Raw genomic sequence first — 26375 nt, forward strand, 5'->3', positions numbered from 1 at the left:
TGAATGAACAGGATCCGTCCTAAGAGAAAACCTAAATTTTTTGCCAATATTGTGGAGGGGTATCTTCACTTTTCTGATTCCAGTAATCAGCGGTTACTTTATGCCCGTCAAAAGTCCTTAATTTTCGTTCATAGATCCAGATCACAGGATTAAAAACCATATCAGTAACGGCAACGGTATAAAGCTGAGGATCTTCCTCGCTTTTACGCTTTTCTTCTTCTATGATCACTTCAAAACCGTTATGCTCAAGCAGATCTTTCAGGAAATCTTTACGGGTTTCATCTATTTTCTTTTCTACAAAAGTGACTCTTGTGTCTCCAATGCTTCCAAAGCTGTGTCTTCCTTCTATTGCCATAATTCCTTATTTAAAAGCAGCGCTTAGTTGATAAATATAGTCGTAAAGCGGACTGTAAAGTCCTAATATCAATATTCCCAAGACAGTTATGATCAGGCCCAGTCTCATATAAAGTTTGTTCTTAAAGAAGGGAATAGGGTCTGTTCCTTTTCTTAAGAATATCGCCCTGATCACCAGCAGGTAATAATACAGGGAGATGGTCACATTCACTACCGCAAGGAATACCAGCAGATAATAGCCTTTACTGGCCGCAGCGGTAAAAAGGAAGAATTTTCCGAAGAATCCGGCCACGGGAGGAATACCAGCAAGAGAGAATAGGGCTAGCATCATCACCAGGCTTAATTTTGGATTGGTTCGGTAAAGACCTTCATAATCGCTCATATTCTCTTTTCCGGTTTTTAATGAAATAGCCTGTACCACTCCAAATGCGGCAAGGTTGGAAAAGATGTAGATCAACACGAAATAAACCACTGTTGTAGTTCCCAACTGAGTGCCCGTGATCAGGCCTAACAGGATAAAACCAGCCTGCGCAATCGAAGAGAAAGCCAGGAAACGTTTCATATTTTGCTGGCGCAGCGCAAACAGGTTTCCGGTGAACATGGTCGCCAGCGCTATTCCATAGATCAGGTTCTCCCAGATATGCATAAGAGGCTTTAGAACGCTGAACAATAAGATCATTAAAATGAATACCGCAGCCCCCTTGGAAATTACAGAGAGGTAGGAGGCGATGCTTATTGGAGCTCCCTCATAAACATCTGCGGTCCAGAAATGGAAAGGAACCAGTGAGATCTTGAATGCCAGTCCGGTAAAGAAGAGGACGAAGCCCAGGATACTCAAATTCGTTTCGGTTAAACCCAGAATGATCTGATCAAAATATATTGACCCGGTGGTCGCATATAGCATAGATATCCCAAAAAGTGAAACCCCCGAGGCAAGCGCGGCAGAAAGTATAAGTTTAATTCCCGCTTCACTCGATTTTCTTTGCATAATTTCAAAAGCAGCCAGTGCAGCAACGGGTAAGGTAGAAAGTTCGAGCCCAATATAGAACATCAGGAAGTCACCGGCCGAGATCATAAAATACATACCCAGCAAAGAAGCAAACAGAAGAATAAAGAATTCTGTACTTCGGCCATTCCTGACCACCTTTTCTTTTATCCAGTCGGCCGCCTGAAGCAACAGAATGAAAACACCTAAATTAAGCACGCTCTTGAAGAAGTGGATAAGGTTATTGCTTCTAAACATTCCGCCAAAGAGGCTGTTTTCCGGCAGGGGAAAGAAACCTGCAAGGGTATGAATACCGAACAGGAACAAGGCCAGGTTTACAATGCTGCTCTTTTTATTGTCAGCAACGATGATTTCTGCAACTATCAGGAGGAGTATGATTCCCAGCAGGATCATTTCGTGGCGCATCAGGAAAAAACTATTTAAATCCATTTCAGTACAAGTTTAATATTATAATACTCCCTGAATAAACGGTTCAAGGCTTTCCAGGATCATATTGCTCAACCAGAGTGGAGCTACCCCTATCCCGATTATGGGAATAAGCAGTAACAGAACTCCCGTTTTTTCATACCAGGTGGCTTTGGGCAGGTTGAGATATGCTTCATTCTTTACCGGCCCCATTAGCATTATTCCCACCACTCTTAATACATAGACCGCTGTGACCACGATCGCTGAAATCGAAACAATGGTAACTACCCGATAGAACATATCATCGTGAAGAAAGGCTCCCATAAAGATGTTCATTTCGGCTACAAATCCACTGAAGCCGGGGAGCCCAAGAAGCGCCAGGCCGGCGATCACATAGATCACCGAGATAAACGGAATAACTTTAAGCAGTCCTCCCAGCTTGGTGATATCCCTGGTATGTGTTCTGCCATAGATCATCCCAATAAGGGCGAAGAAGAGAGCAGTCATAAATCCGTGTGAGAGGGATTGTAAAATTGCCCCGTTCCAGGCAGTTTTGTTCAGCATCAAAAGCGCAAAACTTACCATCCCCAGGTGGCTAACCGAAGCATAGGCGTTTATATATTTCAGGTCGGTTTGTCTTAAGGCAGCAAAGGCTCCGTAGATCACCCCGATAGCTGAGAGAATTATAAAGAACCAGGACCATTCCAGGGCTCCTTCGGGGAGCAAATACATTGCAACCCTGAAGATACCGTAACCACCAAGTTTCATCAATACACCGGCGTGCAGCATAGACACGGCGGTAGGAGCAGAGGCGTGTCCATCGGGCGACCAGGTGTGGAAAGGGAACAGGGCCCCCAATACTGCAAATCCTATAAATGTCATTGGGAAGAACAGTTTCTGGGCTTCAAAAGGAATGTTCACCTTTGCGATCTCCAGGATGTTGAAAGTTAAGGCTCCGCCATCGGCATTTGAATTGAAATAGATTCCCAGGATACCAACAAGAAGTACGGCAGAGGCACCCATCAGCATCAGGGTAAGTTTCATTGCCGAGTATTCCTTAGGACCTGAACCCCATATGCCAATAAGCAGGTACATTGGGATCACCGCTATTTCATAAAAAACGAACATCGTAAACAGGTCCAGGGAGATAAAGAAACCATATACCCCAGTTGAAAGTACGATAAGGGAAACGAAGAACTCCCTGGGAAGATTTGCTATTTTCCAGGAGATAAAAACCCCGGCAAGGACAACTATGGAAGTCAGGGTGATAAGGGCCACCGAAATCCCGTCCACACCTATGCTGTAATGGATGTTAAGTTGTTCAAACCAGGGCAGGTCACGGGTAAATAACATAATTTCCTTATTCACCTCTCTTTCCTTTATATAGGCGAAAATGAGGTTCAGGGCCATTCCCAGCTGGATGATTCCACCGCACATAGCTATCATCCGGGCTTGTTTCAGGCCTTTTGAAAAGACCAAAGCCAGGATCACCAGTACAGGAACTATAACGAAAAGTGATAAGATATCCATAATACTCAATTAGTTAGTCCATAAATAAATAAACACGAAAGCGATCACTACAAAGCCCGCAATGAGGCCGAAGGCATAGTCCTGAAGTTTTCCGGATTGTATGCCTTTTATCTTTTCCGAGATGACCACTGTTTTGTTGCCAATTCCTTCCATAGTCCCGTCTACAAATTTCTTATCGAACCGGGCAATGGGAGCAGCTACGTTTTTGAAGAATATGGTTCTGGCCATAAACAGGTAGATCTCATCGAAATAAAATTTTCTGCTGGTCCATTTGTAAAATACCCCAAATGCATTGGCAAATCTTGATGCCAGGTCATTTTCTTTCTTATAGAACATCCAGGCCATCAGTATACCTATAGCACCCGCTCCTGTAGCTATAACTGCAAGAAGAAGATCTATATGGGTTTCAAAACCTGCTTTATCGGCTGAAATGAATTCACTGAATGGAACTAACCCGGCAACCACGCTTAAAAATGCAAGAATGATTAGAGGAATGCTCATAGAAGCCGGCGATTCGTGAGGAGGATGTTTGTAGCTGGTATCTTTTCCCCAAAAAATTCCGAAGTAAATCCTGAAGATATAGAAGGCGGTAAGTCCGGCTACAAAAACTCCAATAAAGTAAAGGAACTGGTTGTTCTCATAAGCTGCCACAAGGATCTCGTCCTTACTCCAGAAACCTGCCAAAGGCGGAACGCCTGCTATGGCTAAAGCAGCAATTAAGAAAGTGATATTGGTAACAGGCATATATTTCCTTAATCCGCCCATATCTTTTAAAAGATTACTATGCACAGCGTGGATCACAGAACCTGCACCAAGGAATAAGAGGGCTTTGAACATTGCGTGGGTGAAGAGGTGGAACATAGAAGCCATAAAGCCAACTCCTTCGTGCCCGCTGTAGCCGGATAATCCCAGGGCCATCATCATATAACCCAATTGAGACATTGTAGAGAACGCCAGTACTCTTTTAATATCTGTTTGAGTGATCGCAATGATCGCTGCGAACAGGGCAGAAAAAGCCCCGACATAGGCCACGATATCCAGGACAAATCCGTCCTCGACAATGTAGAACATCGGGAATAAACGGGCTACCAGATATACCCCGGCAACTACCATCGTAGCGGCGTGTATAAGTGCCGAAACAGGGGTTGGTCCTTCCATTGCATCGGGAAGCCAGATATGAAGCGGGAACATAGCCGATTTTCCGGCGCCACCCATAAATATGAGGATCAGAGCCCAGGCCAGTACCGATAATCCCATAAAGGAAGTGGAAGCCCAGCTGGCCAGAATACTGCCTTCTGGATCATTTAAAGCCTGAAAATCGAAGGTATTGGTATAATATCCAACGATGAATATACCTATCAGAAATCCGAAATCGGCAAACCTGGTAACGATGAAGGCTTTCTTGGCCGCTGCAATAGCTGAGGTTTTGGTGTAATAGTAACCTATCAACAGAAAAGACGACACTCCTACCAGTTCCCAGAAGATATAGATCTGGAACAGGTTGGTGGCAAGTACCAGTCCATACATAGAGAAGGTAAACAAAGACAGATAGGCGAAGAATCTTGTATAGCCATCATCCCCTTTCATATAACCCCTGCTGTAGATGTTTACCATTAAAGAAACGGTGGATACAACAACCAGCATCATAACTGAGATGGGATCTATAAGAATCCCCATATCTATATGCAGGTTTTCGGTGAAATGAATCCAGACGGTCTTTTCGGTAAAGGTCTGGTAGATCCCGTTCAGTTTTCCCTCAACCATAAAGTACTTCCAAGCCGCAAAATAGGACAGGAGGGTGGAAACAGCGATACCCAGAACCCCGATATAACCTGATATTCCGGCTTTTATTTTTTGGCTGAAGATCCCGAGAACCAGAAAAACGATCAGCGGAACTACAGGGATCAAGAAGATATAATTTAGGCTCATAGTTTCTCAGATTTAATACTTCATCGTTTCGGTTTCCTTTATGTCTACAGAGCTTGTTTTTCGGTACAGGTTGATTATAATGGCAACTGCCAGGGCTGTTTCAGCCGCAGCAACTGCAATTATGAAAATCGCGAATATCATCCCTTCCAGGATATCGGGATACAGGTACTTATTGATCACCACGAAATTAACCACGGTAGAGTTAAGGATAAGTTCTACCGAGATCAGGACAGAAATGAGGTTCTTTCGGGTTATAAAACCATATACCCCAATGAAGAAAAGGACCGATGTTACGGCCAGAATTTCGTGTAAGCTTATTCCTGGAATCATATTTTTAATTATTAGTAGTCCTAAGACATAGTTTTAAATCATTTTAATTCTATTACAGAGGGATCTCTTCTTCAAGGATCTCCTCTCTGGTTGGTTCAGAAATTTTTATTTCTTCATTGAGCTTTGGTTTTTTGACTTCAGGCTTGCTCCAGGGTTTGTCTTTTCCCCGGGCTACCACTATAGCCCCGATCATTGCCGCCAGAAGTAATACACTTATTACTTCAAAAGGCAGGATAAATCCTCCGGGACCATAGCTCAGCAGTTTTTCACCAATCTGGGCTGTGGTTGTTGTGGTTGCAACTGCAGAAGTATTAAAATCATAAGAATAGATGGTAGTAAGGAATATAGCCAGTCCTGCCAGGCAAAGAAGAGCACTCATTAGTTTTCTTAAGGGACGGGCAGTTTCCAGTTCCATTTCTATATGGTGAACAAGAAGTACCGAGAATATCATCAAAACGACGATCCCTCCTGCGTAAACCGTTAGCTGAATGGCTGCAAGGAAATTATAGTCTGCCAGAAAATAAACTCCCGCAATTCCTATTAAAACGAATAGCAGATAGATCACCGATCTCAGCATTTTGCGACTGCTTACCGAAGCAATTGCAAAAACGATCATTATTGCTGCAAGGAGATAAAATATTATTCTTTCCATATGCTTATTCTTCTACACCGGCTCTAACCTTAGAACCTGGTTTGTTTAAAACTCTGGTAAGTTTTGTCCTGTCATAGACTGAATTTTCGAAATTCTGGGCCCACTTTATGGCATCACTGGGGCAGGCATCCACGCACAGCCCGCACTGGGTACACATTCCAAAATGGTAGATATGCTGGTCTATGATCTTTTTCTTCTTTCCGGTATCATCATCTATCACCCTGTCCCAGATAATCTCTATACTTCCGTTTGGGCAGGCCAGTTCACATTTCTGGCAACCGGTACAACTATGCTCATTGTTCTCATCGTGAGGCATTACCACCTCTCCGCGAAAGCGTTCGAACATTTTAAGACTCTCGCGATTCTCAGGATATTGCTGGGTTATGGCACCTTTTTGGGAATTCAGGAAATATTTCCCGGTAACGCTCATTCCTGTGAGCAGGGTCTTGATTCCGTTATATATATCAGAGAGATAACTCATAATTTCTAAAATTGAATACTAAGGTTTAGCCAAACGATCACTGCCATAATCACTATGTTCACCAGGTTTATGGGGAGCAGGTATTTCCATTCCAGGGTTAGGAGCTGATCTACTCTTAGCCTGGGGAAGGTCCATCGAAACCACATCATCAGGAATACCAGTAAAAAGGTTTTAAGCAGGAACCAGAAGACACCCAGCCACGGAAGAGATTCGGTTATTCCGAAAGGGGAAAGCCAGCCGCCAAAGAATACGGTGGTTCCTATTGCTGCGATGATGAACATATTAATGAACTCGGCAAGGAAGAAATATGCGAATTTCATCCCCGAATATTCAGTGTGGAAGCCGGCACCTAATTCAGATTCTGCTTCAACCATATCGAAGGGGGCGCGATTGGTTTCAGCGGTACCGGCTATCATATAAACCATAAAAGCAATTATTGCCGGGATATGCCCCTGGGCAATCAGCCATCCGTCTTTTTGGACTTCAACGATCTCTGAAAGCTGAAGGGTTCCTGTAAGCAGGACCATCGTTAACAGTGATAGTCCTACTGAGAGTTCATAGCTTATTGTTTGTACCCCGCTTCGCATTGCGCCAATCAGGGAAAACTTGTTATTACTGCTCCAGCCTCCAAGAAGGACCCCTATTACGCCAATGGAAGAGATGGCAATTAGAAAGAAGAGGCCGATATTGAGGTCGTAGGCCTGAAGGTTTTTGGTGAACGGGAATATTCCTAAAGCCATCAGCGAAGTCACGATCACAAAATATGGAGCAAGGTTGTAGAGAAACTTATCGGCTTTTACCGTACCTGTAAGCTCCTTGGAAAGAAGCTTAAGAGCATCAGCCATTGTTTGCAGCAATCCGCGGTAACCTACCCGGTTAGGTCCCATTCGTAACTGGAACCAGGCGGCTACTTTTCTTTCCAGTAATACCAGGTAAAGGCCGAGTACGGCAAAGATGCCAAGGTAGATAAGAGCGATCATAACCATTTTAGTGACCCCGGTGATCTCAGCAGGGATCAGGCTTAGAAAAAGATTGTTTATGTTGAGGACTGTATTCATAACACATAATTTAGCGGTCAATATCAGGTACAACAATGTCTATGGTTGCCATAGTGGCTACCAGGTCTCCAATCTTGCCACCTACGGCAATATGATTGAGCAGGGACAAATTCGATAATCCCGGGGAGCGGAACTTCAGCCTGTAGGGGTTCTTGGTTCCGGTACTTATAATAAACACTCCAAGTTCTCCTCTTGCAGTTTCTACTTTTTGGTAATATTCGCCTTTGGGAAGTTTGATCACCGCATTGGTGGGAACTTTAAAATCACCTTCAGGAATATTATCTATCAATTGTTCTATGATGGAAATGGACTCCCACATTTCCTGGATCCTTACCTGGTAACGGGCAAATGAATCACCTTCCATAGCAAGAACTTCGTTGAAGTTCACCCTGTCCAGCGCACTGTAAGGATGGTGTTTTCTTACATCGCAGGAATAACCCGACGCCCGCCCAACAGGACCGGATGCTCCATAGGAAATAGCATCCTCTTTTGTTAACACTCCAACACCTATGGTTCTCTTCTGGAAGATTACATTTCCTGTTAAAAGGCGGTCGTATTCGGGTAATTTTGTTTTAAAGTGGGCGATAAACTCTTTTACTCTTTTTACAAAATTGGGATGTATGTCCTGCATCAGGCCTCCGGGAATATTGTAATTCATTGTGAGCCGGGCTCCGCAGGTCTCCTCAAAAATATCGTTGATCATTTCTCTATCCCTGAATCCATAGAAGTAAGTGGTAAGGGCTCCCACATCCATTCCCATTACTCCCCACCAAAGACAGTGAGATGATATCCGGGTAAGTTCATCAAGGATGGTCCTTATCACTTTTACACGGTCCGGGATTTCCAGCTGAAGCGCATTCTCCACAGCAAGGCAAACTGCTTCATTGTTAATATGGGAGGAGAGATAGTCCATCCTGTCTGTAAGGTGAACTATTTGCTGATAACTGTCCTTTTCGCACATCTTTTCGATAGAGCGGTGAATGTATCCCAGGTCAGGTTCTACTTTCTTAATGATCTCTCCGTCTATGGTCAGTAAAAGTCTGAGCACCCCGTGGGTTGCCGGATGCTGAGGCCCCATATTGATGAAGTATTCTTCAGACTTAAAGTTGTTATTTATTGTTGTGGTGCTCATATCCTTCTATTTAACAACCATATTTACTTCGTCTACATAATCCTTGCGGAGCGGGAACCCTTCCCAGTCTTCCGTAAGGAAAAGTCTTTTCATATTCGGATGATTTCTGAACCTTATTCCGAAGAAATCATATACCTCACGTTCGTGGAAATTGGCCGTTGGCCAGATATCCTGTACCGATTCGATCTCGGGATCTTCTCGATCAATTGTTTTGGCTCTCACCACCAGGCTATGCCTGTGGTCTGTAGATTCGAGGTGGTAGATCACTTCCAGTTCTTTTCCCCAGTCCACGCCGGTAAGGCAATAGAGGTAATCAAAACCGGTATCCCTGTTCAGCTTTAGGTAATACATAGTTTCGTGGAGATAATCTGGGTGAATGCTGAGGTTCAGAAATTGTGATCCTTCTTCACTGAATTCCAGTTGAACGGCTTCCGGGTTTGTAAACCAGCCGGTAATCAGGTCTTGTAGTTCTTGATTGGTCATCACATCCGGTATTAAAGTCCTTCATCAAAACCTTCCACAGGATTCTTTTTCTGAAGCCTGTTCTCAGATTTTATTTTTTTCTGAAGCATTAGCATCCCTTCCAGCAGTGCTTCGGGTCGCGGGGGGCAGCCCGGGACGTAAACATCTACCGGGATCACGTGATCTGCTCCCTTTACAACCGAATAAGAGTTGTAGAAGAAGGGACCGCCGGAGATCGCACAGGCTCCCATTGCGATCACGTATTTAGGTTCGGCCATCTGGTCGTAAAGCCTGCGTAATACGGGTGCCATTTTGTTGGTGATGGTTCCAGCGATTATGATCAGGTCGGCCTGCCGTGGGGAAGGCCTCGCCACCTCAAAGCCGAAACGTGAATAATCGTGACGGGCGGCTCCGGTCTGCATCATTTCTATGGCACAACAACTCGTGCCGAAATAGAGAGACCAAAGAGAATTGGCACGCCCCCAGTTAATGATCTTGTCCAGGGAAGTCACCACGATATTTGCGCCGTTTCCTGCCGGCAACACTTTACCGGGGAAATCTTCAGGAATCTGATTGTTGTTGTTTACTCCCATTTTAATGCTCCTTTTTTCCAGGCGTAAGCCAGTCCCAGCCCTAGAATGGCCAGGAAGATGAGTATTTCCAAAAGGGCTACGGTTCCAATTTTTCCGAATACCACGGCCCAGGGCACCAAAAACGCCACCTCTACATCGAAGATCAGAAAGAGGATGGCAAACAGATAATATCCCACTTTAAACTGTACCCAGGTAGGACCAATGGTGGTCATACCACTTTCGTAGGGTTCACGCTTTTGAGGATTATCAGATTTTGGTGAGATTAATTTTGATAGAAAGTTCGCGCCGGCTACTAAAACTATCCCGGCAAGAAAGAATACTATTATCGCTTCTGAACCCATTTTTTTCAGGCTTTATTTGTTAATAAAATTAACAGTATTTCGGCAGGCAGGAACTGATCAAAGTCAGTATTCCTGCTATTTCACTTCATAAGTTTCACCGGAAAAGAAAAGGTCGTCTGTACATTTAAAATCAGACTTTGCCTTGATCTGTTCGGTAAGTGTATTTTCCCTTTCTTCAAGGGTGATATCGTCAACACTTCTTATGATCCCTGTTACCAGAGGGTACTCCAATCTAACGAGCATCTGGTGCAGGGTCGGGTCTTTTTCTTTGGCATCGTGAACCAGGATATCTTCTTCTGTAATCCCGTTCTCTCCAATGGTGGCTACCTCTAGTTTTAGACCATTCAGAATCAGTCCTTTGTTCCGGTCTTTTCCGAAGATCATAGGTTTACCGTGCTCAACATAAAGCTGCTGGTCTTCACGAACATTTTTATCGGTGTATTTTAAATAACAGCCATCGTTAAAGATCACGCAGTTCTGAAGCACTTCCACAAGTGACGTACCTTTGAATTTTTCAGCTTCAATAAAAGTATCTGTCATTTCCTTAGGGGTATTCCCCGATATTCTCGCGAAAAACCTTCCGTGAGCTCCAATGGCCAGTTCTCCGGGAGAGAATGGGGGCTGGGTGTTTCCGTAAGGAGAAGATTTGGTCTTTTGACCAACCAGGGAAGTAGGGCTAAACTGACCTTTGGTAAGACCGTAGATCTCATTGTTGAACAGAATGATGTTGAGGTCTATATTTCTGCGCAAAACGTGAATAAAGTGATTCCCGCCAATGGCCATACTGTCACCATCACCGGTGATCACCCAAACGCTAAGCTCCGGATTAGCGAGTTTAACACCGGAAGCTATAGCCGGAGCCCGGCCGTGTATTCCGTGCATTCCGTAAGTTCCCATATAGTACGGGAAGCGGGAAGAACAGCCAATTCCTGAGATAAAGACCACATCTTCCTTCTTCACTCCCATTTCAGGCAGCGCTTTTTGTACAGATCGTAAAATAACATAGTCATCACAACCCGGGCACCATCGCACCTCCTGGTCGTTGGCGAAATCTTTGTACGTATATTTAGTTGCAGTTGTTTCCATAATTATTTTACCAGTTTTTTAAATTTTTCTACCAGTTCCGAATTTGAAAAAGGAAGTCCTTGTATTTTGTTGAATTGCTGGAATTCTATTCCGTTGAAATTCATTCGTAACACATTTACGAACTGTCCGTTGTTGAGTTCACATACCACGATCTTTTTAAACCTTCTCAGCATCTCTTCGGTGTTTTTGGGAAGAGGATTGATGTAGTTGAAGTGAGCGAAACCGATATTCCTGTGGCCTTCTTCAAAGAGTTGTTTTACCGCGGTGTGTAGTGCCCCGTATGTGCCTCCCCAGCCTATCACAAGAAGATCTCCGGTATCGGTAAACTCGGGCATAATTGCGGGAATGTAATTCTCTACCCGTTTTACTTTTTCGGCACGGGTAAAGGTCATTATTTCGTGGTTTTCAGGTACGTAGGAAACATTACCGGTCACCCGGTCTTTTTCAAGTCCGCCAACTCTGTGTTCCAATCCGGGGGTGCCTGGAATTGCCCAGTTACGGGCAAGACTTTCCGGATCTCTGTCATACGGATGCCAGTCTTCCCTGGCTTCTTTCATCCTGTGGTTTTTAATTTCCGGCATCTCCTTGATGCTCTGTATTCTCCAGGGAGCCGAGCCATTTGCGATATATCCATCGGTCAGCAGTATCACCGGGGTCATATGTTCCAGGGCCAGTTTAGCGGCCTGGTAGGCATAATTGAAGCAGTTAGCGGGGGTGCTTGCAGCGATCACGATCACCGGGCTTTCTCCGTTCCTTCCGTAAAGTGCCTGTAAGAGGTCAGATTGTTCGGTTTTGGTAGGTAATCCTGTAGAAGGTCCGCCGCGCTGCACATTCACTACTACAAGAGGTAATTCCACCATCATTGCAAGACCAAGGGCCTCGCCTTTAAGGGCTAATCCCGGTCCTGAAGTGGTGGTTATGGCCAGGTCTCCCGCAAAGGAGGCTCCTATTGCCGAAGTAATTCCGGCGATCTCGTCTTCAGCCTGGAAGGCTTTTACCCCAAAATGCTTGTGCTTTACCAGTTCGTGCAGGATATCTGTAGCGGGAGTGATAGGGTAGGAACCTAAGAAAAGTTCCAGCCCCGATTTTTCTGCCGCGGCAAGAAAGCCCCAGGCGGTTGCTGTATTTCCCATTATTATACGGTATTTACCGCCGGCCATTTTTGCCGGAGAAATACTGTAGGAATTAGGGATAAGTTCTATGGTCTCCGCATAGAAGTATCCGGCATTCAGTACCTTGGTATTGGCTTCTATAAGATGAGGTTTGGTCTTGAATTTTTTATTGAAGAATTCTATGGTATGCTCCGGAGAGCGGTTATATAACCAGTAGACCATCCCCAGAGCAAACATATTCTTGCTTCGGGTAATACTTTTATTGTCCAGTCCCTCTACTTCTTTTAAAGCCTCTTTTGTAAGAGAGGTCATTTGTACCTGGACGACCCTGTAATTCTCAAGGCTGCCGTCTTCCAGCGGGTTAGATTCATATTGAGCCTTTTCCAGGTTCTTCTTGGTAAAGGAATCGGTGTCTACTATAATAGTATGGCCCGGTTTTACTGCGTAAAGGTTGGTCTTTAATCCGGCTGGGTTCATTGCCACCAGGAGGTCTACATTGTCTCCGGGAGTGCTTACCTCTACGCTTCCTATATGGACCTGGAATCCGGAAACCCCATAAAGGCTTCCCTGGGGAGCCCTGATCTCGGAAGGATAATTGGGGAAAGTGGCAACATCGTTCCCAAACATTGCCGAGGTATCTGAAAATTGAGTACCCGTTAGTTGCATTCCGTCTCCGGAGTCTCCAACAAAACGAATTACAACTGCTTCCAGGGCTTCAGCTTGGGTGTTTTTATCTTGTGTAATCATAAGAGTGGACTTTTTGGAACTCGTGGGGTTCAACCCATAGTTGTAGTATCTGAACCAAATTTAATTTTACTCTTAGGTATTAAATATGATCATAGTCATATAAGCCTGATGTTCAGATCCTGAAATTAATTTTTTAGGAAGACTGAAATATGACGACGGTCATATTAATCCCGAGTACTGCTGACTAATTTTATTTGAAAGTTCAACTAAACAATTTAGATATGTCTCTTATTATCACCGACGAGTGCATCAACTGTGATGCGTGTATCTCTGAATGTCCAAACAATGCCATCTATGAACCCGATCAGGAATGGTCTTATTCCGATGAAACAGCTTTAAGCGGAAGCGTGACCACCCCAAGGGGGGAAGAAGTAGATGCCGATGCCGAAAATGAACCACTGTCAGACGAATTCTATTTTATAGTGAGCGACAAGTGTACCGAGTGCAAGGGATTCCACGATGAACCTCAGTGTGCTTCGGTTTGTCCTGTAGACTGCTGTGTGCCTGATGAAAATCACCGGGAATCTGAAGAAGAATTGCTGGAGAAAAAAGCCTGGTTACATGGTGAATAAACTCACGTAAAATAAAATAGATTCAAAATGGCTGAAAAATTCCCCAAGCTCATTTGCGATGCTAATGAAGCTGTTGCAAGAGTGGCTCACAAAACAAACGAAGTCTGTGCTATTTATCCTATTACTCCGGCTTCTCCAATGGGAGAGCATGTAGACGTATTTAGCTCGAAAGGCGAAAAGAATATCTGGAATAATGTTCCCAGGATTGTGGAAATGCAAAGCGAAGGAGGTGCGGCGGGTGCCGTGCACGGTTCCTTACAGGCCGGTGCTCTAACCACCACATTTACGGCATCCCAGGGCTTACTGCTTATGATCCCGAATATGTATAAGATAGCCGGGGAATTACTGCCGACAGTTATTCACGTAGCGGCAAGGACCATTGCCACCCACGCCCTGTCTATCTTTGGCGACCATTCTGATGTGATGGCTGCAAGACAGACGGGTTTTTCCATGTTATTTGGAGGATCTGTTCAGGAAGCGATGGACTTCGCCCTGATCTCGCAGGTAGCCACCCTGCGCTCCCGTGTGCCTTTTCTGAACATTTTTGATGGCTTCAGAACCTCCCACGAGATCTCGAAGATCGATGCGATACCAGATGAGGTGATAAAGGCTATGATGCCTGAAGATAAGATTATGGCTCATAAGAAACGAAGTCTTGATCCCGATAATCCGGTAATACGAGGAACTTCTCAGAATCCTGATGTTTTCTTCCAGGCCCGCGAAGCTGCCAACCTTCATTATGAAAAAGTGCCTGCTATTGTTCAGTCGGTAATGGACGAATTTTATCAGCATACCGGTCGCAAGTATAAGTTGTTCGAATATATAGGACACCCTCAGGCTGAAAGAGTGATCATTATAATGGGTTCCGGAGAAGGAGCCGTAAGGGAAACAGTGGATACGCTGCTTAATTCTGACGAGAAAGTGGGAGTGCTTATGGTACGCCTTTTCAGACCATTCTCTATCAGCCATTTTATCAATGAAATTCCCGAAAGCGTTAGGCAAATTGCGGTGCTGGACCGTACCAAGGAACCGGGAAGTACCGGGGAACCTTTATATCTTGATGTGGTGACCGCCTTCAGTGAAAGCGACAGGCCTAAGCCACAAATAATTGGTGGGCGTTACGGGCTTTCTTCCAAAGAATTTAATCCGGCTATGGTTAAGGGGATCTTTGATGAGCTTTTAAAGGAGAAACCTAAAAACCATTTTACTATAGGTATCAATGATGATGTAAGCTTTAAGAGCCTGCTTTACAACCCGGTGTTCAAGACCAAAAAATCCACCTTCAATTGTATGTTCTATGGATTGGGATCTGACGGAACCGTGGGTGCCAACAAGAATTCGATCAAGATCATTGGAGAAACCACAGATAATTACGTACAGGGGTATTTTGTTTATGACTCTAAAAAGGCCGGCGCTCAAACGGTCTCACACCTGCGCTTTGGCCCGGAGCCCATTTATTCAAGTTACCTTATAAATACTGCCGATTTCATTGCCTGTCATCAGTTCAATTTTATCCATAAGTATGATATCCTTAAAAAGATCAAACGCGGCGGAACTTTCCTGTTAAACTCTCCATTCTCTAAAGAAGAGATATGGGAAGAGCTGCCTCAGAAAATGCAGGAAGAGATCGTGGAAAAAGAACTCCGGTTTTATGTGGTAGACGCCACTAAAGTGGCACACGACGCGAAACTGGGCAAAAGGACCAATACCGTCCTGCAAACCTGTTTCTTTGCAATTTCGGGGGTACTTCCAAAAGACGAAGCCATCCAGAAGATCAAGGATGCGATCGTAAAATCTTATTCGCATAAGGGTGATAAGATCGTGAAAATGAACTTTAACGCGGTAGATAAATCTCTTGAATACCTTCAAAAAGTTGATTACCCTAAAAAAATTACCAGCACCAGGGACTTTAAACCTATGATGACAGGAGATGCAGATCCGTTCGTAAAAGAGGTATTAGGTAAGATCCTGGCTGGCGAAGGCGATGAGTTACCCGTAAGCGCATTCCCTGTGGATGGTACCTTCCCTACCAGTACCACGCAATACGAAAAACGAGGTATAGCCGATTTTATTCCTGTGTGGGAAGGAGAAGACCTTTGTACCCAGTGTAACAAGTGTGTGGCCATTTGTCCGCACGCCGCCATCAGGGCTAAGGTTGTGCCTAATGAAGACCTGGCAGATGCTCCCGGTTCTCTTAAGGCAGTTCCGGCAAAAGGAAGACCATTTACCAGCAGTACCGAATCTTATGTGCTCCAGGTCTCACCCGAAGACTGTACCGGATGCGACCTGTGTGTTGCTGTTTGTCCTGCTGAAAGCAAAGAGACAGAGAATTTCAAGGCCATAAATATGAGGAACAAACTCGATGTGGCCACAGAAGAAAATCAGAATTGGAATTATTTTACCAAACTGCCTTACTATGACCGGACCGAACTTCAGATTACCAATGTGAAGGGGTCTCAATTCCTTGAACCTTTATTTGAGTTCTCGGGAGCCTGTTCCGGTTGTGGTGAAACACCATATATCAAGATGCTGACCCAGCTTTACGGGGACAGTATCCTTATTGCCAATGCTACAGGATGTTCTTCCATTTACGGAGGTAACCTGCCAACAACGCCATATAAGAAAAATGAAATGGGCCACGGTCCTGCCTGGGCAAACTCCCTGTTTGAAGATAACGCAGAGTTTGGCCTCGGGATGAGGCTGGCCCTTACCAAGAAACAGGAGATCGCCGTAGACCTGCTGAAATCATTGGAAAGCTATGTGGGAAAAGAGCTGGTGGATGCTATTCTTAATAACCCCGAAGAAAATGAAATTCAGAAGAAGGAAAAGCATAGACAGATAGCGGAGCTTAAGCAGATCCTTTCAGGAATAAAGGATGAAAAAGCCATAAAACTAAACGAGCTATCAGAGTATCTGCGTAAAAAAGCGGTTTGGATACTTGGTGGTGACGGTTGGGCTTACGATATAGGTTACGGTGGGGTAGATCACGTTCTGGCATCGGGAGAGGATATCAATATCCTGGTATTGGATACCGAAGTTTACTCCAATACCGGAGGGCAAATGTCAAAAGCCACCCCTCTGGGAGCAAGTGCTAAATTTGCGGTATCAGGAAAACGAACTTCTAAGAAAAGTCTCGCGTTACAGGCGGTTTCTTATCAGAACGTTTACGTGGCACAGGTTGCAATAGGAGCTAAAGACCTGCAAACCCTTAAGGCTATTGAAGAAGCCACAGCTTATCCCGGACCTTCTATCATTATAGCTTATTCACACTGCGGTGAACACGGTTACGATCTTAAATTCGGAGCCAGCCAGCAAGAGAAAGCAGTGGAATCCGGTTACTGGCCACTGTTCAGATTCGATCCTTTAAAACCTAAAGGCAAGAAATTCAAACTGGATTCCAAGCCCCCACAGATTCCTCTTAAGGAGTTTATGTATAACGAAACCCGCTTTACCAGGGTAGCCAAAGAAAGTGCAGAAACCGGAGCGGCTCTGTTGAAACAGGCTCAGGAAGAGGTGGAAACCAAGTGGGAAAGACTGGAACTATTTAGAGATATGTAGAAGAGAGGAGATGAAAAATAAAAAACAATACGTTTTTAGACGTAAAGTAAAAATTTGGTAGGGAATACTTGGCTAAAAGCGTATTGTTTAAACTCTTAAATATAGATTTATGGAAAACAAGGCCATTAGAATTTTAGATGAAGCTCTTAAAAAGCTTGATAAAGCTAAGGAAGAGCTGGAAAGGCCCCAGGAAGATGTAGTTTCTTTTCTGGTGTGTAAGAACGCACAGTTTGCAATAGAGAACTTTTTAAAAGCTTATCTGTTGAAGAATGATATCGATCCGTCAGGATATAAAACCGTTGATAGTTTGTATAAGAAATGCCGGGCTGTAAACAAGAATTTTGAAACAGTTGATCTTTCCGGGTTTAATTGTAAAGCCCTTGATCTCAATAAAAAATACTGCAGCGATCATCCAAAAGTCAGCAAGTGCTACCAACTGGCTGACGATTTGAATTCCTTTATGCGAAAAGAACAACTCTTTAGTTAGTTTTTTGGCTTCTTTTTTAATCTCGATTTTCTGAATTAAGCCTGTTTACCGGTGTGAACAGGCTTTTTTAATTATCATATTTATCTTAATAATTTGGGCGATAGATGTTTATATTTTTTATATTTCGATGCCCTAAACCCTGAACTACTTGGAAACTAAGAGCGCCTTACTTATCCAGGAGGATATTATAATGCTTAAAATTCTAGAAAGGCTTATTCTTTCAAGAGGCTATTCCTGTAGGGCCATTACTTCACTCGACGAACTCGATATTGAAGATCAGACCGCTTCTTTCGACTTTATTATTTGCGACATTTTGTTCGAAGGCATAGCCCCTTTAGAGTTTGTGGCGCAGGTACAGGAGATTATCCTTCATAAGAACCTGGTTATTGTGACCAATATGGGACAGAAGAACATCCAGGATGAAATTATGGCGATGGAGGGCGTGAGCGGCTTCTTTCCGATTCCGTTTGATCTTGAGCATATAGAAACAATGATGGAGGCCTATGAGTGAAGAATTACTCCTAATTGTGATAAAGATATCGCTCACCGTACTTTTTGTTCTATGGGGAAGCATTGCCTATAGCCTTTATTACCGGAGAAAAAGGGGAAAACAGCTGCAGGAAATTGAAATGACGTTTGCCAATATAGTTAGCAGATATCTTTACCCGGAACCAAACAAGCCTATAAATCTTATTGAAATTCAGCGTAAACTCAGGGCTGCCGGTATAAAACCCGGTAAAAAAAGCAATGTCCAGTTCCTTATATTTTTACTTATTAGGACGCAGAGAAATATCCTTGGAAAGAATCACCGCAAGCTCCAGGTGTTATATAAACAAATTCCGCCATTCAGAGCTTCTATAACTAAGTTACAGAAAAAGAGCTGGTATGCGAAGGCTAGCGGGATAAGGGAAATTTATGAAATGAATCAGGGCCAACACTTGCCGGAAATTTTTCCGCTGCGAAACCACCCGAATATCTACGTGAGAAGGGAGGCACAAATAGCTATGGTGGTATTTCTGGGTTGGGAAAGTTTAAGATTTCTTCCTTACCTGAAGAGAAATGTTACCTTGTGGCAACAGATAAAGATCGTTGAAAAGCTTTACGACCATTACAAAGAACCCAACCTCTTTTATTTACGTAAGTCTTATGGCGCCGAAAAAGATTTTGCCCGCCAACTGATCATTAGGATTATCAGGAAGTATGAGCTTATGAGTGAAATAGGTTATGTCCTGAAGCATCTTGATTCTGAAAACCACGAAGTTAGGGAGGCTGCGATTTATTGTATTCAGAACTTCAGGCTTAATAACCCGGAAGTTGAGGTGATAAAAAACATTCTTCCAAAGATTCCGAATACCTCACAAAAGCGACAATTACTTAATTATATTTCGGCCAATTCAGAGATCGACCTCATTTTCTATAAGAAACTGCTGCACGATTCCAACGATGTTATAAAACTTAAAACTGCCCAGATCTTATGGGAGAATGGTTACAAAGAGACTGTGCAGGAGTTCTATTATGAGCAATATTCAAAAACTCTTGAATATGCTGAATGATTGGGATCCAGGTATTTTGGTCGATTTTGTGTTCTGGGCATTAAACTTCGGTTTTTTTGTCTACGGGCTCTTATTGATAAGTTTCTATTTTACCGGAATCTTTCTTGCAAAACGCGCTGCCGACCGCAATAAAAAAAGGTCTGATTTTCTGCAGGTGAGTGATATTGTGAGTGCTACAGATATTCCTTCGGTGACCCTTATTGCACCTGCATATAATGAAGGCCTTACCATTATTGAGAATGTAAAGTCCTTGTTGTCTATCCAGTATCCTTATTATGATCTGATCGTTGTAAATGACGGGAGTAAAGATGATATGCTGGAAAAACTTATCAGGGAATTTGAACTGGAGCCGGGAGATGCCACTTTTATTACGCAGCCCATTCCTACGGCATCGGTAAACTATATTTATAAAAGCCGGAATAAAAAATATGCTCACCTTACCGTTCTTGACAAGAACAATGGCGGGAGGGCAGATGCCATTAATGCCGGGGTGAATTTTTCAAGTACCGAACTGGTGGTGTGTACCGATGCCGATTGTATCATAGAACAGGATGCTTTACTAAAAATGGTACGCCCGTACCTGGAGGAGAATGACAAGGAAATTGTTGCCTGTGGAGGTGGAATAGGGATTGCAAACGATTCATTGATCCGGGACGGGATCCTGAAAGAATTGAGGCTGCCTAAAAAACTGGTGCCTACCATTCAGGTCGTGGAATATATGCGGGCTTTTCTCTTGGGAAGAATGGCCTGGAGCGAAGTAAACGGGCTTTTGCTCGTGTCAGGCGCATTTGGGATGTATCCCAGGAAACGAATGATCGAGGTTGGGGGATTTGATGCGAAGACGGTAGGAGAGGACCTGGAGCTTTGTATAAGGCTTAGAATGCATATGGAAGAACAGAAACTTCCGTATAAAGTGGTGTACCTGCCGGAAACGCTGTGCTGGACCGAAGCCCCTTCAGATTATGGTATATTTATCAAGCAGCGGGATCGCTGGGCCCGCGGGTTATGGGAAACACTTAGCTCCCACAGAAAGGTTTTTCTGAATCCTAAATACCGGTATATGGGCTTTATTTATTTCCCTTACTGGCTGATATTCGAATTTGGAGCACCTATTGTGGAATTTGCCGGCCTTGTAGCTATTATTGTTTTCACGATCCTGGGATTGATCAATTGGTCTACCGCCATCCTGTTATTTACTTTTGTGTACCTGCTTGGTTGTATCTTCTCTACCGCAGCTATCTTTATGTATGTGAAGAGATTTAATGATTATACCCAGCCCAAACAGATAGTGGAACTTTTGCTCGCAGCATACCTTGAGCCTTTCCTTTTTCATCCGGTTTTAGTGTACGGACAAATAAAAGGATACTGGAAAATGCTCTTCGGAATAAAATCGGGTTGGGGTGATATGACGCGTAAAGGTTTTAATGTTTCCGATAACTAGAACCGAAAATGATAAGCAATATTGGCAATAAACTGATTTCCTTTCAGGTCTGAATTGATGTCCTCAAAGAGATAACCGCCGGTTAGCTGTATCACGTGATGCACCCCTAGTGTATGATTGATCCCAGCATTGATGTAATATACATTAAGGTCGGGCCTGTTCTGTACCTGGGTGAAAATAGTACGTTCGTCAGGTGAAATTCCGCTACCCAGCCTTGTGAAGAGGTAATTATCTGCAGTGCTTAAATAATAACGAACATTAAACTGGTAGTTCTGCACCAGTTCATCTTTACGTTCAGGCCCCAGGAAAGACCTAAGGTTAAGGTAGAAGTTCCCGGTGTATAAGCTAAGACCGAGTATCCCGGTAAAGAAATCCTTGTCAGAAAAATGCAGTAGCCGTCCTCCGGCTTCGGCTTCCAGGGCTTTGGCAAAATTGTAATAAACAGAAGCGCTTCCTCTGAAATCGGGAAAGATGCTCCCGTCTGAAACTCCGGCATTCAGATAGGCATAAAGCCGGTCGTTAAAAACCGGATATGCCTCAAGCTCATAGAGGCTCCCGCTGTCATAAGACCTGTCGGTGTAGTTCACCCTTCCCAATACCACTGTGCGGTTAAAACTATGCTTATATTCTGCGCTTATGCTGTGCCAGGGGTCATTCCTGCTGTACTCATCGCTAAAATAAAGGTACTGGTAAATAACACCAATTTCATCCTTAATGGTTCGTTTTAAGATCGTTTGAAGTAAATATTTATCTTCGGAAGAAACCTGCTTCATCTCCAGAGTTTTTAAGGCAAGTGCTCTTGCCTGTTCCTTCTTTCCGGATTTAAACAATAAGTCCGACTTTAATGCCTGTAAATGAGCGTCACGGGGATAAACCCTGGAAGCGGAATGTAAGAACTCCATTGTTTCATCTCCCTTTTCATACGAGATTTGCCTGTAAACAAGCTTCAAAACCCCGGGATATTCCGGCGCATTCTCCATCAGGTATAATAACTCTTTCTCCGCCCGATCATAATTTTTTAAAGCCCAGTAATTCCTAATCTGCAGAACCCTGATATCGTGGTATCCCGGTGCCAGCTCGAGGCCTTTTTGAGTATAATTAATGGCTTTATTAAATTCCCCATTTCGATAAAGATCTACTGCTTCCTCATAGATTTCATCGGTATTGGTCTCTTCAATTACCTGTGCTGATAAAGGGTTTAGCTGAAATGCCAAAAGAAATAGCAGGGGGTAAAATCTCATAACGGGGCTTTAAGTTTCACCAAATTTAAACGAATAAATAAAGAAGCCGGAAATAAGCATAAAATTTTTGAACTGGGCGATTGCAGTTTATTTTGTAATTTCAGGTCCTTTAAAGGAGAATTAAAGCTGGTTTTCTAAAATGTGTGGTTTAGTGGAAAAGTGAAATGGGGAGAAAACCGGACTATTGACTATTCGATTTAACCTATGAAATTAAAACTTTTCCTGAGCCTGCTTCTTATTTTTATTGTTATGAACCTCGGTCTTGGCAGTTGGGGTCTTACCGAAAGCAGTGAAGCACGTTACGCCGAGATTGGCCGCGAAATGATAGTGACTGGAGACTATCTTAATCCGCAGCTGTTAGGGATCCAGCATTTTCATAAACCACCGGTAACCTATTATTTGGCGGCTTTAGGCTACAAGATTTTTGGGCTTAACGAATACGGGGCACGATTTTTTCTCGCCATTGCGCTCGTTTTACAACTATTCTTTATTTATAAAATAGGGGAATCCGTTTTCAGAGACTCTAAAAGGGCCTTTGCCGGGATGCTTATCTATTTTTCATTTCCCATAAGCCTTATCGCTACACATAACCTGACCACCGATGCCTTTTTAACCACTTTTATCCTGTGGGCCGTATATTTCTGGCTGAAGAAAAAGGAAGGCAAATCCTTATGGTATCACCATGGCTTTTATGCATTGCTGGGGGTCGCCTTTCTTACCAAGGGGCCTGTGATCCTGCTGCCAACTTTAGTTTTTATTATCTGCTGGAAGTTAATCCGTAAAGAAAAGTTCCAATTTAACAGGCATCATTTTCTGGGGATGCTGTTGTGTCTGGGAATTTCGGCTTCCTGGTTTGTCGCCGTTATCGCCAGCCATCCGGAATTGTGGGATTATTTCATTCAGGACCAGATCATAAAACGCAGCGTAGATGCCGAAAAATTCAAGAGGGTAGAGCCTTTCTGGTATTATCTTCTATTGGCTCCTTTGGTTGGAGTACCGTGGTTGCCATTTATCATCGCCGGTGGCATCAAGAAAAGGAGGAACTTTTTTCGTCCTAGGTCTGCTGAACTTGCACTTTTGCTATGTATCGGGATATTATTCCTGATATTCTCTCTTTTTTCCTCGAAGCTTATCCTGTATATACTTCCTATATTTCCGTTCATTGCCATCCTGGGAGGTAGTATGTTTTATGCACTTCCACCTAAAATGCTGAAGATCTTTTCGGGAATATACCTTGCACTTGTCCTGATTCTGGCGGCTGGACTTATCTATCTTATGCTTACGCCTGAATTTGATATTAAGCTCGTTTTTTCTGTATTGGTGCTGGTGTTTCTGGGAATTACCGTATTCCTTAGCCTGAAGTTCTTAAGAGAAAATCACAGGATGAAGTTGCTTTCTCTTGGCTTTATCTTCAGCGTGGGTCTTATTTTTACGTATCACCTTTTTGCGGCGCAAAACCCGTTACCTATTAATTCTGTCAAGGGTGTTGCAGCATTCATTCAGAAAGAAAAACCGGAGAGCTCAAGAAACCGTGTGATCGTTTACGATTACCTTTTGCCTTCGTTATCTTTTTATCTGAACAAAGAAATACTAACCGTTCACGATGATAATTTCAATACCAAAAGGGAGGTGAGATTTGAGCAAAATGATGCTTTTAGGGAAAATTTCATCAACCTTAACCATCCCGGCGATGCTAAAAGATTCGACCACATAATGTCCGAAAGGAATAATGTGATGGTCAAGAGGAAAAAGACGGTTTTGCCCGATTCCCTGCAATACCTGCTTAAAAACTTTAAGCGCGTTGAGCATATAGGGAAATGGGAAGTCTATTATTAGAATTCCTATTTCTTCAGGCGTTTATGTAATTTAATGATTCTTGGAGAGGAGATGAACCATAGCAGGAACCCGCTAAAGACTGTAATAAGCCCCAATAAGGAGAAGGCTCTTAACAGAAGATTATTGAAGTCATCACGCCCCTCGTAATCCATAGTATGGGTCATCCAAAGAAAATCGAACCAGCGCCAGTCACGGTGTCTCAGAGTTTGGAATTCCCCGTTTTTAGCCGCAACGTAAGCCTTTATGTTCTGAGAATTGTCATAGGAGATTACATAGGCCGGCAGGGGCCCACTTCTGTATTCGTGGTGTTTACCGGTATTGTTTATTTTCTCTATGCCTTTAACATTAAGATCTTCTCTCATGATGCGCCCAGCAATTTTAAGGGCATCATCCTTAGAAATCTCTTCTTTTACGGCACCGGTTTTTGCATTGATAAGCAGGTTGGAGTTTACCCAGTAATAAGGTTTTCCGGCAATCTCCTTTAACTGAAGGGATTCTATTTCAAGGCCTGGCCTAAGTTGGTCCGGGCTTTTAAGGTCCTGAAAGACCGGACTCTTAATTTCGGTTTTTCGCAAATGATCCCCGTGAATCTCATCAATATCTGTCCAGCTGAAGTAAAGTCCGCTTATGGTCCACATTAGGAATTGAATACCTATAAAAATTCCCAGGTAACGGTGGGTCTGTCTTATCTTTTTTGCAGTTTTACGCTTTACTACAGCCATTTGTGAAATTGGAAGGTTTTAAGTTTAAAATGCAATAATAGTGTATTTTTTTATTCGATATTTCAGTAATTCCGGAGATATTCAGAAAAGACTGCTGTTTTCTAAAATATCCAAGGACTTTGGAATTGATCAAAGGCATCTATACTTCAGGAGATCTGAAGTATGGATGCCGGTTTAAGAATTTTGTATTGATTATAATTTTATCCCTTGTAGTAACTGGGGTTTCAACTTTTTCCGGGATTTTTCAATCAGGGAGTGTTCAATAACCAATATCGCTGCAAATACCATATTTCTCACCTCATAAAAATTCGAGGAGCAATCGGTAGATTTCGAAATTCTGTGCAGCTGACTTCTTATATCCTGAAGCTGTTGCCAGGCTTTTTCTTTTTCAGCGATGCCTGACTGATAGACCATCTCATAACTCATTAGATTCACTAGTTGATGCTTAAAGGACCGTAGAAGAAGGCTATCCTCAGGAAGCTTTATTTTGTGATCAGTATTATTCTGGGCTTCGGGAATAGAGGTTATCCGGTCTATACGGGGAGTGAGATATTCTGATGCCTGGTGAGAGAATACAAGTGCTTCCAGCAGTGAGTTAGAAGCAAGACGGTTGGAGCCGTGAAGTCCCGTACAGGCACATTCTCCTGAGGCGAAGAGGTTGGGAATTGAGGTCCTTGCAAATTTGTCCGTTTTGATACCTCCGCATTGGTAATGTGCTGCCGGGGTTACCGGGATAAGTCCCGTTTGCAGATTTATGCCTTGTAGGTTGCAATAGGATACAATGGTAGGGAACTCTTGGGAAAACTTTTTATGATCCAGATGCCTGCAATCCAAAAATACACAATCTTCTCCCGACTCTTTTAGTTCAGAAAGAATAGCTGCTGAAATGATATCCCGGGTTGCCAGTTCGCCACGACTGTCATATTCAAATAAGAATCTTTTTCCCTGCCGGTTTACCAGGTAAGCACCAAAGCCTCTTACAGCTTCCGAAATTAGAAAAAGCCTGTTAGGACCATTCTGATAAAAAGCTGTAGGGTGAAATTGAATGTAATTCATATTTATAACCCGCGCTCCGGCCCTGTAGGCCATTGCCACACCATCGGCAGTGGCCACAGAAGGATTGGTGGTATTTCGAAATATTTTTCCGCTTCCCCCGGTGGCCAGCATAGTAACTTTAGACCTGATCTTTATTTTTTCACCGGTTTTAAGTTCAAGGACTTCAGCACCTATACATACCGGCCCGTGGAGATTATCTTTGAGCAAAAGATCTGTTACAAAATGATGGGATTCTATCCTGATGTTGGGATACTCTGCTATTTTCGTCAGGAGCGTTTGTTCCAGTTCCCGACCGGTAAAATCCTGCCGGTGAACTATTCTTTTTTGGGAATGACCGCCTTCAAGGCCAAGATTCAGGCTCCCATCTGCAGAGGTATCAAATTTTCCGCCCCATTTTATAAGTTCTTGTAGTCGGTCCGGAGCCTGGGAAACCACCATTTCAACTATTTTAGGATTACATAAACCTTTTCCGGCTTTCAGGGTGTCCTGGTAATGCTTTTGAAAACTGTCATTCACCTTATCGGAAACCACGGCAATACCGCCTTGTGCCCTGAAGGTACTCCCTGCTTCGTTATTACTTTTTGTAAGAATATCTATATGGAGATCAGCACGTTTTTCTGCTATCTTTAAAGCGAATGAAAGTCCGGCAATTCCTGATCCTATAATCAGAACATCAGTTTTTTTCTTCATT

Annotated in this window: 24 protein-coding genes; 7 read left to right on the plus strand and 17 right to left on the minus strand. The window is 43.4% G+C overall.

Annotated features, from left to right (window positions below):
* Nucleotides 1–31 precede the first annotated feature (31 nt).
* The 14 genes from ACFQ3Q_RS07185 to ACFQ3Q_RS07250 form a co-directional block, all read right to left on the minus strand.
* Nucleotides 32–355: a hypothetical protein gene (locus tag ACFQ3Q_RS07185; protein WP_380744335.1), complete on the minus strand. Its 324-nt coding sequence runs from the start codon at nucleotides 353–355 to the stop codon at nucleotides 32–34.
* Between the two features lie 6 nt (nucleotides 356–361).
* On the minus strand, nucleotides 362–1789 hold the full coding sequence (locus ACFQ3Q_RS07190; protein ID WP_380744337.1) for an NADH-quinone oxidoreductase subunit N: 1428 nt from the start codon (nucleotides 1787–1789) through the stop codon (nucleotides 362–364).
* An 18-nt stretch (nucleotides 1790–1807) separates the two neighbouring features.
* A complete protein-coding gene (locus tag ACFQ3Q_RS07195) occupies nucleotides 1808–3295 on the minus strand; it encodes a complex I subunit 4 family protein (RefSeq protein WP_380744339.1) in 1488 nt (495 codons plus the stop codon).
* A gap of 9 nt (nucleotides 3296–3304) precedes the next feature.
* Entirely contained in the window at nucleotides 3305–5224 is a 1920-nt protein-coding gene (gene nuoL, locus ACFQ3Q_RS07200; RefSeq protein ID WP_380744341.1) for an NADH-quinone oxidoreductase subunit L, read from the minus strand.
* 12 nt (nucleotides 5225–5236) lie between these two features.
* A complete protein-coding gene (gene nuoK, locus ACFQ3Q_RS07205) occupies nucleotides 5237–5554 on the minus strand; it encodes an NADH-quinone oxidoreductase subunit NuoK (RefSeq protein WP_380744342.1) in 318 nt (105 codons plus the stop codon).
* 52 nt (nucleotides 5555–5606) lie between these two features.
* Nucleotides 5607–6206, minus strand: a complete 600-nt coding sequence (locus ACFQ3Q_RS07210; protein ID WP_380744344.1) for an NADH-quinone oxidoreductase subunit J family protein — start codon at nucleotides 6204–6206, stop codon at nucleotides 5607–5609.
* A 4-nt stretch (nucleotides 6207–6210) separates the two neighbouring features.
* The gene (locus ACFQ3Q_RS07215) at nucleotides 6211–6687 is read right to left on the minus strand and encodes a 4Fe-4S dicluster domain-containing protein (protein ID WP_380744346.1); all 477 of its coding nucleotides are present in this window, start codon (nucleotides 6685–6687) and stop codon (nucleotides 6211–6213) included.
* A 5-nt stretch (nucleotides 6688–6692) separates the two neighbouring features.
* A complete protein-coding gene (gene nuoH / locus ACFQ3Q_RS07220) occupies nucleotides 6693–7745 on the minus strand; it encodes an NADH-quinone oxidoreductase subunit NuoH (RefSeq protein WP_380744347.1) in 1053 nt (350 codons plus the stop codon).
* Nucleotides 7746–7755: 10 nt separating this feature from the next.
* Complete coding sequence (locus ACFQ3Q_RS07225; protein WP_380744349.1) at nucleotides 7756–8877, minus strand: NADH-quinone oxidoreductase subunit D; 1122 nt, start codon at nucleotides 8875–8877, stop codon at nucleotides 7756–7758.
* Between the two features lie 6 nt (nucleotides 8878–8883).
* A complete protein-coding gene (locus ACFQ3Q_RS07230) occupies nucleotides 8884–9360 on the minus strand; it encodes an NADH-quinone oxidoreductase subunit C (protein WP_380744350.1) in 477 nt (158 codons plus the stop codon).
* An 11-nt stretch (nucleotides 9361–9371) separates the two neighbouring features.
* Nucleotides 9372–9932: an NADH-quinone oxidoreductase subunit B gene (locus tag ACFQ3Q_RS07235; protein ID WP_380744352.1), complete on the minus strand. Its 561-nt coding sequence runs from the start codon at nucleotides 9930–9932 to the stop codon at nucleotides 9372–9374.
* Complete coding sequence (locus ACFQ3Q_RS07240; RefSeq protein ID WP_380744354.1) at nucleotides 9923–10273, minus strand: NADH-quinone oxidoreductase subunit A; 351 nt, start codon at nucleotides 10271–10273, stop codon at nucleotides 9923–9925. The genes ACFQ3Q_RS07235 and ACFQ3Q_RS07240 overlap by 10 nt, the downstream gene beginning before the upstream one ends.
* Nucleotides 10274–10348: 75 nt before the next feature.
* On the minus strand, nucleotides 10349–11359 hold the full coding sequence (locus ACFQ3Q_RS07245) for a 2-oxoacid:ferredoxin oxidoreductase subunit beta (protein WP_380744356.1): 1011 nt from the start codon (nucleotides 11357–11359) through the stop codon (nucleotides 10349–10351).
* A 2-nt stretch (nucleotides 11360–11361) separates the two neighbouring features.
* Nucleotides 11362–13218, minus strand: a complete 1857-nt coding sequence (locus ACFQ3Q_RS07250; RefSeq protein WP_380744358.1) for a 2-oxoacid:acceptor oxidoreductase subunit alpha — start codon at nucleotides 13216–13218, stop codon at nucleotides 11362–11364.
* 221 nt (nucleotides 13219–13439) lie between these two features.
* Between ACFQ3Q_RS07250 and ACFQ3Q_RS07255 the strand changes: the two genes are divergently transcribed.
* From ACFQ3Q_RS07255 to ACFQ3Q_RS07280, 6 genes are all read left to right on the plus strand, one after another.
* Nucleotides 13440–13790 (plus strand): 4Fe-4S binding protein, encoded by a 351-nt coding sequence (locus tag ACFQ3Q_RS07255; protein ID WP_380744359.1) that lies wholly within the window; start codon nucleotides 13440–13442, stop codon nucleotides 13788–13790.
* A gap of 27 nt (nucleotides 13791–13817) precedes the next feature.
* A complete protein-coding gene (nifJ, locus tag ACFQ3Q_RS07260) occupies nucleotides 13818–17348 on the plus strand; it encodes a pyruvate:ferredoxin (flavodoxin) oxidoreductase (protein ID WP_380744361.1) in 3531 nt (1176 codons plus the stop codon).
* A 109-nt stretch (nucleotides 17349–17457) separates the two neighbouring features.
* A complete protein-coding gene (locus ACFQ3Q_RS07265) occupies nucleotides 17458–17835 on the plus strand; it encodes a HEPN domain-containing protein (protein WP_380744363.1) in 378 nt (125 codons plus the stop codon).
* A gap of 148 nt (nucleotides 17836–17983) precedes the next feature.
* A complete protein-coding gene (locus tag ACFQ3Q_RS07270; protein WP_380744365.1) occupies nucleotides 17984–18346 on the plus strand; it encodes a response regulator in 363 nt (120 codons plus the stop codon).
* A complete protein-coding gene (locus tag ACFQ3Q_RS07275; protein WP_380744366.1) occupies nucleotides 18339–19388 on the plus strand; it encodes a hypothetical protein in 1050 nt (349 codons plus the stop codon). The genes ACFQ3Q_RS07270 and ACFQ3Q_RS07275 overlap by 8 nt, the downstream gene beginning before the upstream one ends.
* The gene (locus ACFQ3Q_RS07280; RefSeq protein ID WP_380744368.1) at nucleotides 19378–20829 is read left to right on the plus strand and encodes a glycosyltransferase family 2 protein; all 1452 of its coding nucleotides are present in this window, start codon (nucleotides 19378–19380) and stop codon (nucleotides 20827–20829) included. The genes ACFQ3Q_RS07275 and ACFQ3Q_RS07280 overlap by 11 nt, the downstream gene beginning before the upstream one ends.
* On the opposite strand, the gene ACFQ3Q_RS07285 is transcribed toward ACFQ3Q_RS07280, so the two are convergent.
* A complete protein-coding gene (locus ACFQ3Q_RS07285) occupies nucleotides 20826–22070 on the minus strand; it encodes a YaiO family outer membrane beta-barrel protein (protein ID WP_380744370.1) in 1245 nt (414 codons plus the stop codon). The genes ACFQ3Q_RS07280 and ACFQ3Q_RS07285 overlap by 4 nt on opposite strands.
* Nucleotides 22071–22274: 204 nt before the next feature.
* Here ACFQ3Q_RS07285 and ACFQ3Q_RS07290 point away from each other — a divergent pair, with 204 nt between their 5' ends.
* Nucleotides 22275–23906, plus strand: a complete 1632-nt coding sequence (locus ACFQ3Q_RS07290) for an ArnT family glycosyltransferase (RefSeq protein WP_380744372.1) — start codon at nucleotides 22275–22277, stop codon at nucleotides 23904–23906.
* Between the two features lie 5 nt (nucleotides 23907–23911).
* Here the strand turns inward: ACFQ3Q_RS07290 and ACFQ3Q_RS07295 are convergent, their stop codons facing one another.
* Both ACFQ3Q_RS07295 and nadB read right to left on the minus strand, forming a co-directional pair.
* A complete protein-coding gene (locus ACFQ3Q_RS07295; protein WP_380744374.1) occupies nucleotides 23912–24628 on the minus strand; it encodes a PepSY domain-containing protein in 717 nt (238 codons plus the stop codon).
* A gap of 192 nt (nucleotides 24629–24820) precedes the next feature.
* On the minus strand, nucleotides 24821–26374 hold the full coding sequence (gene nadB / locus ACFQ3Q_RS07300; protein ID WP_380744376.1) for an L-aspartate oxidase: 1554 nt from the start codon (nucleotides 26372–26374) through the stop codon (nucleotides 24821–24823).
* Between the last annotated feature and the right edge of the window lies 1 nt (nucleotide 26375).

The organism is Salegentibacter chungangensis (assembly GCF_042678405.1).
GTDB lineage: Bacteria > Bacteroidota > Bacteroidia > Flavobacteriales > Flavobacteriaceae > Salegentibacter_A > Salegentibacter_A chungangensis.

What these genes read in the sequence shown, in the direction of transcription:
- ACFQ3Q_RS07185 (WP_380744335.1), bottom strand. Translation starts at nt 355, where the DNA reads ATGGCAATAGAAGGAAGACACAGCTTTGGAAGCATTGGAGACACAAGA.
- ACFQ3Q_RS07190 (WP_380744337.1), bottom strand. Translation starts at nt 1,789, where the DNA reads ATGGATTTAAATAGTTTTTTCCTGATGCGCCACGAAATGATCCTGCTG.
- ACFQ3Q_RS07195 (WP_380744339.1), bottom strand. Translation starts at nt 3,295, where the DNA reads ATGGATATCTTATCACTTTTCGTTATAGTTCCTGTACTGGTGATCCTG.
- nuoL (WP_380744341.1), bottom strand. Translation starts at nt 5,224, where the DNA reads ATGAGCCTAAATTATATCTTCTTGATCCCTGTAGTTCCGCTGATCGTT.
- nuoK (WP_380744342.1), bottom strand. Translation starts at nt 5,554, where the DNA reads ATGATTCCAGGAATAAGCTTACACGAAATTCTGGCCGTAACATCGGTC.
- ACFQ3Q_RS07210 (WP_380744344.1), bottom strand. Translation starts at nt 6,206, where the DNA reads ATGGAAAGAATAATATTTTATCTCCTTGCAGCAATAATGATCGTTTTT.
- ACFQ3Q_RS07215 (WP_380744346.1), bottom strand. Translation starts at nt 6,687, where the DNA reads ATGAGTTATCTCTCTGATATATATAACGGAATCAAGACCCTGCTCACA.
- nuoH (WP_380744347.1), bottom strand. Translation starts at nt 7,745, where the DNA reads ATGAATACAGTCCTCAACATAAACAATCTTTTTCTAAGCCTGATCCCT.
- ACFQ3Q_RS07225 (WP_380744349.1), bottom strand. Translation starts at nt 8,877, where the DNA reads ATGAGCACCACAACAATAAATAACAACTTTAAGTCTGAAGAATACTTC.
- ACFQ3Q_RS07230 (WP_380744350.1), bottom strand. Translation starts at nt 9,360, where the DNA reads ATGACCAATCAAGAACTACAAGACCTGATTACCGGCTGGTTTACAAAC.
- ACFQ3Q_RS07235 (WP_380744352.1), bottom strand. Translation starts at nt 9,932, where the DNA reads ATGGGAGTAAACAACAACAATCAGATTCCTGAAGATTTCCCCGGTAAA.
- ACFQ3Q_RS07240 (WP_380744354.1), bottom strand. Translation starts at nt 10,273, where the DNA reads ATGGGTTCAGAAGCGATAATAGTATTCTTTCTTGCCGGGATAGTTTTA.
- ACFQ3Q_RS07245 (WP_380744356.1), bottom strand. Translation starts at nt 11,359, where the DNA reads ATGGAAACAACTGCAACTAAATATACGTACAAAGATTTCGCCAACGAC.
- ACFQ3Q_RS07250 (WP_380744358.1), bottom strand. Translation starts at nt 13,218, where the DNA reads ATGATTACACAAGATAAAAACACCCAAGCTGAAGCCCTGGAAGCAGTT.
- ACFQ3Q_RS07255 (WP_380744359.1), top strand. Translation starts at nt 13,440, where the DNA reads ATGTCTCTTATTATCACCGACGAGTGCATCAACTGTGATGCGTGTATC.
- nifJ (WP_380744361.1), top strand. Translation starts at nt 13,818, where the DNA reads ATGGCTGAAAAATTCCCCAAGCTCATTTGCGATGCTAATGAAGCTGTT.
- ACFQ3Q_RS07265 (WP_380744363.1), top strand. Translation starts at nt 17,458, where the DNA reads ATGGAAAACAAGGCCATTAGAATTTTAGATGAAGCTCTTAAAAAGCTT.
- ACFQ3Q_RS07275 (WP_380744366.1), top strand. Translation starts at nt 18,339, where the DNA reads ATGAGTGAAGAATTACTCCTAATTGTGATAAAGATATCGCTCACCGTA.
- ACFQ3Q_RS07280 (WP_380744368.1), top strand. Translation starts at nt 19,378, where the DNA reads ATGCTGAATGATTGGGATCCAGGTATTTTGGTCGATTTTGTGTTCTGG.
- ACFQ3Q_RS07285 (WP_380744370.1), bottom strand. Translation starts at nt 22,070, where the DNA reads ATGAGATTTTACCCCCTGCTATTTCTTTTGGCATTTCAGCTAAACCCT.
- ACFQ3Q_RS07290 (WP_380744372.1), top strand. Translation starts at nt 22,275, where the DNA reads ATGAAATTAAAACTTTTCCTGAGCCTGCTTCTTATTTTTATTGTTATG.
- ACFQ3Q_RS07295 (WP_380744374.1), bottom strand. Translation starts at nt 24,628, where the DNA reads ATGGCTGTAGTAAAGCGTAAAACTGCAAAAAAGATAAGACAGACCCAC.
- nadB (WP_380744376.1), bottom strand. Translation starts at nt 26,374, where the DNA reads ATGAAGAAAAAAACTGATGTTCTGATTATAGGATCAGGAATTGCCGGA.